This is a genomic window from Promineifilum sp. (SeqCode) (assembly GCF_041918635.1).
GTDB lineage: Bacteria > Chloroflexota > Anaerolineae > Promineifilales > Promineifilaceae > Promineifilum.
Genome location: NZ_JAYRVJ010000080.1, coordinates 1 through 9,243 on the forward strand (window position 1 = coordinate 1; position 9,243 = coordinate 9,243).

The 9,243-nt window shown below is 66.4% G+C and carries 7 protein-coding genes and 1 pseudogene; 3 read left to right on the forward strand and 5 right to left on the reverse strand.

Going from position 1 to position 9,243, the window contains the following annotated elements; genetic code table 11:
- Both ACE3UY_RS02635 and ACE3UY_RS02640 read right to left on the reverse strand, forming a co-directional pair.
- Positions 1 to 374: hypothetical protein (locus ACE3UY_RS02635; RefSeq protein ID WP_374686001.1), on the reverse strand; the 374-nt coding region annotated here is incomplete at its 3' end.
- Positions 375 to 406: 32 nt separating this feature from the next.
- Positions 407 to 1,216, reverse strand: coding sequence for an FAD binding domain-containing protein (locus ACE3UY_RS02640; protein WP_374686002.1), 810 nt, complete (start codon positions 1,214 to 1,216; stop codon positions 407 to 409).
- A gap of 325 nt (positions 1,217 to 1,541) precedes the next feature.
- Here ACE3UY_RS02640 and ACE3UY_RS02645 point away from each other — a divergent pair, with 325 nt between their 5' ends.
- Complete coding sequence (locus ACE3UY_RS02645) at positions 1,542 to 2,120, forward strand: DUF4126 domain-containing protein (RefSeq protein ID WP_374686003.1); 579 nt, start codon at positions 1,542 to 1,544, stop codon at positions 2,118 to 2,120.
- Between the two features lie 18 nt (positions 2,121 to 2,138).
- Here ACE3UY_RS02645 and ACE3UY_RS02650 read toward each other — a convergent pair whose 3' ends face one another.
- The 3 genes from ACE3UY_RS02650 to ACE3UY_RS02660 form a co-directional block, all read right to left on the reverse strand.
- Positions 2,139 to 3,539, reverse strand: coding sequence for a choice-of-anchor Q domain-containing protein (locus tag ACE3UY_RS02650; RefSeq protein ID WP_374686004.1), 1,401 nt, complete (start codon positions 3,537 to 3,539; stop codon positions 2,139 to 2,141).
- A 188-nt stretch (positions 3,540 to 3,727) separates the two neighbouring features.
- Positions 3,728 to 4,180, reverse strand: coding sequence for a DUF402 domain-containing protein (locus tag ACE3UY_RS02655; protein ID WP_374686005.1), 453 nt, complete (start codon positions 4,178 to 4,180; stop codon positions 3,728 to 3,730).
- A 109-nt stretch (positions 4,181 to 4,289) separates the two neighbouring features.
- The gene (locus ACE3UY_RS02660) at positions 4,290 to 6,017 is read right to left on the reverse strand and encodes a dynamin family protein (RefSeq protein WP_374686006.1); all 1,728 of its coding nucleotides are present in this window, start codon (positions 6,015 to 6,017) and stop codon (positions 4,290 to 4,292) included.
- A 218-nt stretch (positions 6,018 to 6,235) separates the two neighbouring features.
- Here ACE3UY_RS02660 and ACE3UY_RS02665 point away from each other — a divergent pair, with 218 nt between their 5' ends.
- Positions 6,236 to 8,992 (forward strand): SUMF1/EgtB/PvdO family nonheme iron enzyme, encoded by a 2,757-nt coding sequence (locus tag ACE3UY_RS02665; RefSeq protein WP_374686007.1) that lies wholly within the window; start codon positions 6,236 to 6,238, stop codon positions 8,990 to 8,992.
- Positions 8,993 to 9,041: 49 nt separating this feature from the next.
- Positions 9,042 to 9,243, forward strand: a pseudogene (locus tag ACE3UY_RS02670) (VWA domain-containing protein); the annotation flags it as partial.

Here is a 9,243-nt window from a genome sequence, read left to right on the forward strand (position 1 = left end):
AGCGACTTGTGGTATTCGGGAAAGAGCTTGTAGATGAGATCGTGCACGGTCAGCACCGTGGGCACACTGCGCAGAGGCAATAGCAGGTGCTCAGTGCTGTGGAACAGTTCCGCGCCGGGCACAAGCCGGTTGAAGGGCATGTGGGTGGTCTGGCCCAGCAGGACGGCCATCCGCCACGGTTTATAGCCCCAGCGCACACTGCGCCGGGGGGCGGTCGCCGGCAGCGAGGCGGGGAAGTGGCCGCTGGCCCCCTGGTTGTAGAAGAGCGCGTACCGCTCCGGTCGCCGCTCCAGCAGCGCCCCGGCCAGCCGCTCGCTGTAGCGGCCCAGCCCGGCCTTGCTGTGGACGGCGGCCGAGATGTCGATATAGATCATGGGGTCTGTAGAGACGTTCCGCCGGAACGTCTCTACGCCTTCAACACACGCCGGGTCAGCACCGCGGCCATCTCGGCCCGGTAGGCGGCGTCGCCACGGAAGTCGCCGGGATGGCGGCAGGCGGCCCGCGCCGCCGCCGCGGCTGCTTCGATGGCGGCTTCGCCCGCGCCGTCGTGCAGGGCGGCTTCGGCCGCGCCCAGCCGGACGGGGCGCGGGCCAATGCCCGTGGCTACCAGCCGGGTCGCGCCGCCATCGGGCCGCCAGGCGGTGACGGAGACGATGGGGTAGTCAGCCGGTGTGCGGGCCACGCGTTCGCTCGCGCCGCGGCCGGGGGGCCAGTCGAGGTTTAGCTCGGTGATCAGCCCCGGTAGCCGTTCGTCGTCGGCCAGATAGGCGGCCAGGGTGATCGTCTCCAGCGCGGGCAGTCGCAGGCTGACCGTCGCGTCGAGGGCCAGCAGGGCGGCCAGCAGTTCGCTGTCGGGCAGCCGCGAGGCGGTGATGCCGCCAACGGTGGCCGCGTTGCGGTAGGTGTTTGGCCCGGCGCGCCGCGCGGCCCCGCGCAGCAGCGCCGCCGCGCTTTGCAGCTCGCCCAGCGGCGCGAGAAACTCGTCCAGGGTGGCCAGGCGCACCATCGCGCCGATGCGCAACAGGCGCCCGCCCTCCAGCCAGGCCAGCGTGTCGAGGCCGGCGTTTTGCAGATCAACGACGGCCGCGTCAAGCCCCTGCTCGGTCGCCAGCAGGGCTGTGCCGCCGGCCAGGGGGACGGTGTTGTTCTGGAGCAACATGCGCAGCGCTTCGTCGAGCGAGGTAGGGCGATAGTAGGCAGTGGGTTTCTTGGGCATGGGGAAGAGCATCCGCAGATTTCGCAGATTGGTTACTGCGCCACCTGCAAGTAGTTTGTCTATCAGATAACGCCTTCATGTTAACGCGGGTGGGCGGGTTCGGCAACCTCGTTCGTAGTCAGGCAATTCATGGCCGTCTTCATGCGAAGAACGGCCATGAATTGCCTGACTACGAACCGGGCGGGGTTGGTTCGGCAACCTGAGAGCACGCCTGACGTATTGTAAATGAGCGAAAGCGCGGAACTCACGCGCGGTTGTTGGGTTATGTCTGGTAGCGGCCGGTTAGAACTGAGTCTGTCCTGAGCCGGGAAGGAGTCATACGATCATGGTTGAAGCGTTGGGTAGCCTGAGCACTGCCTTTGGCCTGTCCGGCAGCGCCGGGCTGAACGCCTATATTCCTCTGTTGCTGGTGGCGCTGGCGGGCCGCTTTCCGTTGAGCGACCCGCTGATCAAGCTGCAAGCGCCCTACGACCTGTTGGGCAGCTGGTGGGCCATCGGGATTCTGGCGGTGTTGCTGGTAATCGAGATCGTCGCCGACAAGATTCCGGCGGTGGACACGGTCAACGACACCATCCAGACCTTTGTGCGCCCGGCGGCCGGGGCCATCCTGTTCGCCGGCAGCACCAGCGTCGCCACTGACATCCACCCCATCCTGACCCTGGGCGCGGGGCTGCTGGTGGCCGGCGGCGTTCACGCCACCAAGACGGCGGCGCGTCCAGTCGTCACGGTCTCCACGGCCGGCGTGGGCAACCCCATCGTCAGTACGCTGGAGGACATCGCCGCCCTGGTTATGTCGCTGTTGGCGATCTTCATACCTGTCCTCGCCGCCCTGTTGCTGATCACATTGCTGGTCGTCGTGATCTATGTCATCCGTCGCTGGCGGCGGAGAAAGATGGTCGTGTAATCCAACCCTACCCCGGCGTTACTCACTGACCTCGTATGAGCCTATGTCACAACGGCTGTCGGCCGGTTGCGGCCGGCTCACGCCGCGCTGGTCTGTGTCAACCGCCGGATCACACCCCGCTTCGCCGACGGGAATGCGGTCTCTGGCCTGGCTGGCCGGGCCGAGGGCGTGGGTGGGTGTCAGCCCGGGCGGGGACACTTCCAGGGTTTGCAAGTCGGCCTGCCCGCCCGGCAAATCTGTCGGTTGACCGAGGCCACAGCTGTTGTCGCCATACAGGTTATAACCGTTTGAGGTTATCGAGCCTGCACAATCCTTGCCAGGCGCGTTGCCAGCGATGATGACGCCGAATAGCTGGAAGAAGGGGCTGTAGGCCGCATTAAAGATACCGCCACCGCCGCCTCGAATGGCGATGTTCGCGGTGATGGTGCTGTAAGACAGCTGGACGTGGCCGAAGCCTAGCGGCGGGTAGCGGGAGGACGAGGGGCCATTCGGGCGTTCGGGCGCTCCATTGGCGACGGGTGGGTAGCTATGGTTGGCAATGGCCCCGCCATCGCCATCGGTGGAGACATTGCCGCTGAACGTGCTGTTCCTGATGAAGGCCCCGGCGTAGCCCGGTTCCGTATAGGACTCATTGCCGATGTTGTAAAGGCCGGCCGTGCCGGCGGCCCTGTTAGAACTAACGGTGCTGCGGGCCAGTGTCAGGGTCGTGCTGCCGTCCCGGGCATAGACGTACATGGCGCCGCCGTTGCCCCCCGCAGCGAGATTGTCGCTCAGGATTGAGTCGGCCACGCTTACGCTCGCTGCGGCATTGTTCTCCGCTCTGACGAAGAGCGCACCGCCATCGAGCTGGGCGACGTTAAAGTCCATAATCGTCTGCTCCAGGGTGAGGGCCGCGTCTACACCGCTGGCGATCACACAGATTCCCCCACCGCGATCGGCGCGATTGCCCGAAACCCGGCTTTGACGCAACGTCAGATCGCCGGCGCTGAATACCCCGCCGCCACAACTGTCCAGTGCGGCCTCTCCGCCCGTCATGGTCAGGCGCTCGACGACCACGACCGTCTTCGGCCCGACGGCCAGGATGGGGCCAATCCCTCTGGCGTCGAGCCTGTGACCGTTGCCATGGATCGTGGCCGGGGCGGCGCCGGGGTTGTTGAAAGACGGCAAGGGAGCGGTGAGGATGATATCGGCCATGAGTTCGATGCGCGGCATCTGCTGGGTGGCGTTGGCCGATTGGATGGCAGCCCGCAGGCCGTTCTCGTTGGTCACGGTCAGCACGGCGGGTGGGGCTATGACGAGCGGCATGGCGATGGTATGGGTGAGTTCATCGCCGGGTGCGGCAGCCGGGAAGCCCAGTAGCAGTAGAATAACGACCAGGACGGCCACCGGTCGCCGGAGCGAGGCGAATAACGTGCGCACGGTGTTCCCCCTTCCGGCGCGACCGCTTGCGGCTACTGATGCAAAAGGCTACGTAGCCGGCTGCGCCCTACCGCAAGTGACGGCCGGATAGCTCTCGTTCACCTCTATTCTATTATAGCATACCGCAGATTTCGGAAGACCTCTGAGGTTTGGAGAAAGAGGGTTGAGTAGGGTTGCGGCCGCTCCGTTTAGTAGGGTAGCGTTCCCTGCTGGGCCATGAGGTGCAGGTCAGACACGGCGGCGTCAGCTTGTTGTCGTTCTTCAGACGATAACGGCAGCGCCACGTACTCCTCCTCGTCCAGCACGGTCACCTGGCCTTCAGGGGTGATCCACAAGTCGAGCGCCAGATCATCGCCACGGACGGTCGCTTCGCCGATCTCCGCCGGGCGGCAGATGTTGGCATACCAGCCCTTCAGCGCGCCGTCGTCGCGGTCATAGACGGCGAAGAGATTGTACCAGCGGTCGGTGTAGAAGTACTCCACGAAGCGGTCGCCGCGCTTGAAGGTGGCGTAGCCCAGTTCCATGTCGTCGCGGTTGAAGAACGCCTCCAGCCGGACGCCGTGGGCGTCTCGCTCCAGGACGCGCGCCGGGTATTGCCACACCTCGCGGCCGGCGTCGTCAAGCTTGTAGACGGTGATCATAGCGGTCGGGAGATTAAACACGGATGGGACACGGATAATACGGATAGAGCCGCGCTAAGATAAGCTCAATCCGTCTGATCCGTATTATCCGTGTCCCATCCGTGTTTAATTAGCCGTGCTCCAGTTGCCGCTGTAAGTCGCTGACTGTCGCCGACAGCCCCTGCAGCGTCTTCTGCTGGCCGGTCAGGCGGTCGCGCTCGGCGCGGACAAAGCGGTCGAACGGGGCGATGGTATCCTCGATGCGTTGCGCGCCGCGGCGCATCTCCCGCTCGAACTGCTGCTCCAGGTTGCTGACCAGGCGCTGGCGCAGATCGGTCAGCTTGGCGCTGAACTCGCTCTTGGTCTTGCGCTTGCGGGCGGGCAGGATGAGTAGCCCCAGCGCCGCCGCAGCCACGCCGGCGAAGATGCCGGTGAAGTCCAGAAACGCGGCGTGGGCGACGACGGCGATGATGACGCCGATGCTTGCCCCGACGCCGGCCAGCCCGGCGTTGACCACGGCCTGACGCGCCGACGCGGCCAATTCGGCTGCCTCGCGGGTCTGGTCGTAGCTCTCCACCGCCTGGCGCGTCGTCCGGCCGATGGAGTCGATGAGCCGTTGCCGGTCCCAGGCCAGCGTGCCCTCGCGCGGGGCGTCGCCGACGACGCGGCTCGGGTGAGCGTCGCGCCGCTTGCCCAGGTGGTCGGCCACGGCCGTCCACTGGCGCAAGTCCTGCTGCACCATCCAGTCCACCAGCTCGTTGACGCGATCCTCGATCTGGCGCGGTGTGTCGGCCACCACTTCCTGCTGGAAGTCCGCCTCCAGTTGCTTGGAGCGCAGCAGATCGGGGATGCGCCCCAGGCGCAGCCGGTCGTCGAAGAACTCATTGCCGCGCTTCTCCATGGCATAGAGCAGGCTATCGATCTCGCCGATGCGCCCGCGGAAGTTGCGCTTCATGTCCTCGTCGTAGTAGACCATCTGGCCGCGGATGTCGTCGAGCAGCTTGCTGTCGCCGGACAGCGTCGCCAGGTCGGCGTTGACGTGGGTCAACTGTTCGCGGATGAGCCGGCCGCCGACGCCCAGCGGGTTGAGCAGCTTCAGCCGGAAGCGCCCCTGGTCGTCCAGCGTCTCGTGGATGTAGCGCTCCAGCGGCTCGAAGCGACTCGGCCCCCACTTCTCCGGCCGGCCGCCCTTGGCCTGCTGGGCCAGCCGGGCCGAGACGGGGAAGACGGCGGCCACGTCGCCCACGAGCGTCTGAGCGGCGTTGCTGACGAACGCCACGACCTGCTCGACTTCTAGATCGCTGAGGATGTCGATCTTGTTGATGACCAGGACGATCTTCTTGCCCCACTTGCGGATCTGCTCCAGGAAGGCGCGCTCGCTCTCGGTGAAGGGGCGGTCGGCCGAGGTGACAAACAGCACCAGGTCGCTGCGGGGGATGAACTCGGCCGTCAGGGCCTCGTGCTCGCGGACGATGGCGTTGGTTCCCGGCGTATCCACAACGGTGATCTTACTGAGCAGGTCGACCGGCGCGGTCTGGAGCCAGATGCCGTTCTCGCCCGGCCGGCGCTGGGCCGTCTCGCCGTAGCGCAGCAGGTAAATCTGGTCGGTCGTCGGCGTCACGCCCTCCGGCTGGAGCGTCTGGCCCAGCAGAGCGTTGATGAAGGCCGACTTGCCGGAGTTGAATTCGCCGGCGATGACCAGCAGGAACAGCTCGTCCAGTTGGCGGATAGACTCGGCCAGGGCGGCGCGGCCGGCCGGGTCGGCGGCGCTGTCGGCCAGCGTGTCGCGCAGGCGGCCGAGGGCGTCGCGGGTCTGTTTGAGCAGCGCTTCTTGCGCCTGAGTTAAAATCGCATCCATTGGTGCGCAGGATTATATCCGACATGTTAGAAGAATGGGACGCAGATGACGCTGATTGGCCGCTGATTCTTGCTGTTACACTCGTTGTAGCGAAAATCAGCGGCCAACCAGCGTCGTCAGCGTTCCATTCTGTTCCCTTGCCGGCTTGGGCAAGGTGGCCTATCATACGGTAGGTTCCTGGGTTTATTGCGCCTGTAGTCCAGTGCGAAGGGGGTACTGTGACACTCACCATCGGCGACGTTCTCGGCGGGCGCTATCGGATCGTCAAACTGGTCGGCCAGGGCGGGTTTGGCGCGGTCTATCGCGCCTGGGATACGTCGCTGCACGTGCCGGTGGCGGTCAAGGAGAACCTGGACACCAGTCCGGAAGCCCAGCGCCAGTTCGAGCACGAGGCGCTTCTGCTGGCCCCTCTGCGCCACCCCAATCTGCCCCGCGTCAGCGACCACTTCTTCCTGCCCGGCCAGGGGCAATACCTGGTGATGGACTTCGTCGAGGGCAAGAGCCTGGAGCAGCTGATGGCCGAGCGGGGCGGGCCGCTGCCGGAGAGCCAGGCGGTGACGTGGATCGGCCAGGTGTGCGACGCGCTCGAGTACCTGCACACGCGCACGCCGCCCATCATTCACCGCGACATCAAGCCGCAAAACATCATCATCAACGCCGAGGGGCGCGCCGTGCTGGTGGACTTCGGCATCTCCAAAGTCTACGACCCGGGCCTATCGACCACGGTCGGGGCGCGGGCGGTCACGGCCGGCTACAGCCCGCCGGAACAGTACGGCATGGGCAAGACGGACGCGCGCAGCGACGTGTACGCGCTGGGGGCGACGCTCTACACCCTGCTAACCAGTCAAGTACCGCCAGAGAGCGTGCTGCTGATCGCCGGCCACGAGACGCTAAGGCCGCCCCACGAGGCCAACCCCGGCGTCAGTCCGGCGGTCGAGGGAGCGATCCTGGCGGCGATGGCGGTAAACACGAGCCAGCGCCTGGGCGGCGCAGGGGCGTTGCGCGATGCGCTGGCGGGTCGGGCGGTCGCGCCCTTGTCGCCGGTAGTCCGCCCGATCGCGCCGGCTCCGACTATACCGGTCGAGATGCGGCGGGGGGGAGCGCCGGGCTGGGTGTGGGGCGCGGCAGTGCTGTTGATTGTGCTGGGCGCGGCGGCGTTCCTGCTCTTGCGCAATAGAGGGGGCGAAGGGACGCAGACGCCGGAGGCCACAGTGGCGAGCATCGCCGAGGTGACGATCACGCCGCTCGCCGCCGATACACCGCCGGGCGAGACGGCGACGGTCGTGAATACAGTAGAGCCGGCCGTGACCAAGACCATCGGCCCGACGCCGGAGAACACGCCCACCGTCGACACGCCACCAGACGCTAACCGGCGCGTGATCTCCTTGCCCGGCGGCGCGAGCGTGACCCAACTCCTCGCGCCCGCTGGCTCCTTCCTGATGGGCAGCGACGCCGCCGATAACGACGAGGACGAGGTTCCCGTGCATCCGGTTCAACTCGACGCCTTCTGGATTGACGAATTGGAGGTAACGAACGCTCTATTCGCCGCTTTTGCAGCCGACACCGGCCATATGACAACGGATGAGTTGGACGGCGCGGGGCACACGGTGTCGGCGGCGACCGGCGAATTTGAGACTGTGGATGGCGCTAACTGGCGACACCCTGAAGGCCCCGGCAGCGACCTCTCTGGCCGGGAGCAACAGCCGGTGGCGCTCGTCTCCTGGGACGACGCCCGCGCCTTCTGCGCCTGGGCCGGCGGCCGGCTGCCGACCGAAGCGGAGTGGGAGTACGCCGCGCGCGGCGAGGCGGCGTTGGCCTATCCGTGGGGAGAGTCGTTCAATGTACAGCGGGTCAATTTCTGCGACCGCAACTGCCCGCTGCCCTGGTCGGACGGCGAGGCCGACGACGGCTACCGCTTCATGGCCGACGTCGGAACCTTTGCGGGCGGGGAGAGTTGGGTCGGGGCGCTGGACATGGCAGGCAATGTCTGGGAGTGGACGGCCGACTGGTACGATGAGAACTACTACGACTACTCCCCCGCCGACAATCCGCAAGGCCCGCCGCAGGTGGTTGAGGGGGGCAAGACCGTGCGCGGTGGGGCGTGGAGCAGCGAGGCCCAAGGGGTGCGCTCGGCCGTGCGCGTGTCGGTCGCGCCGGAGAATGGGCATTACGATGTGGGGATACGGTGTGTATACGAGGTTGAATCGTCCGAGGTCAATGGAGTTGAAGTTGCCTCTGCCGGCGAGACGGTCGTCGCGCCGGACGAGGACATCCCTCGCGTCGAAGTGCCGGCCGGCGCGTTCGTGCGGGGTTCGACCGACAGCGATCCCGACGCACTGGACGACGAGAAGCCGCAGCGGTCGATCAACCTGGACAGTTTCTGGATAGCGCGGACGGAGACGACGAACCGCCAGTACGCGGCCTGCGTGGCTGGCGGGGGCTGTTCACCGCCGCAGAACGTATCCAGCGCCACGCGCGAGCGCTATTACGGCGAGGCCGGGTACGATGACTTCCCGGTCGTCAACGTCAGGTGGAACGACGCCTCTGCCTTCTGCCGCTGGGCGGAAGGGCGACTGCCCACGGAGGCCGAGTGGGAAAAGGCCGCGCGGGGACCTAACGGTTCGCTCTACCCCTGGGGCGACGAAGCGCCCACCTGCGCCCGGGCCAACTACAACAATTGCGTCGGCGACACGACCGCCGCCGGCGCATATCCGACCGGTTCCAGCGTCTACGGCGCGCTCGATATGGCCGGCAACGTCTGGGAGTGGGTCGCCGACTGGTATGATGGCCGGTACTATGCCGTCGCGCCCGACGCCAATCCCCCCGGTCCCGCCTCCGGCCAGGCCCACGGCTTCCGCGGCGGCGCGTGGGACGATGAGGCCAGTCTGCTGCGCGCCGCCTACCGGGATGCCTATCTTGACCAATCGTTTAGCCTGGTTTACGTCGGCTTCCGCTGCGCGTGGGACTCGGACTGAAATGCCACAATCTGCCTAATCTGCGAAATCTGCGGATGATTTCTCTGAAATGACAACTCTCTCCCTCCACGCCCACCTCAACCGCGACACCCTCCCCGCCGCGGCCCAGCCCCAACTGGTCTACGTCCTGCTGGAGGCGCGGCTGCCGGCCGGCGGGCCATCGGCCCCGGTCAACCTCGGCCTGGTCATCGACACCAGCGTCTCCATGCGCATCCCCTTGCTGACGCCGGGCGAATTCGAAGAGTTGGCCG

Excerpts from the sequence above, each read along its gene's own strand:
- ACE3UY_RS02640 (WP_374686002.1), bottom strand. The coding sequence starts at position 1,216 with ATGCCCAAGAAACCCACTGCCTACTATCGCCCTACCTCGCTCGACGAA.
- ACE3UY_RS02645 (WP_374686003.1), top strand. The coding sequence starts at position 1,542 with ATGGTTGAAGCGTTGGGTAGCCTGAGCACTGCCTTTGGCCTGTCCGGC.
- ACE3UY_RS02655 (WP_374686005.1), bottom strand. The coding sequence starts at position 4,180 with ATGATCACCGTCTACAAGCTTGACGACGCCGGCCGCGAGGTGTGGCAA.
- ACE3UY_RS02660 (WP_374686006.1), bottom strand. The coding sequence starts at position 6,017 with ATGGATGCGATTTTAACTCAGGCGCAAGAAGCGCTGCTCAAACAGACC.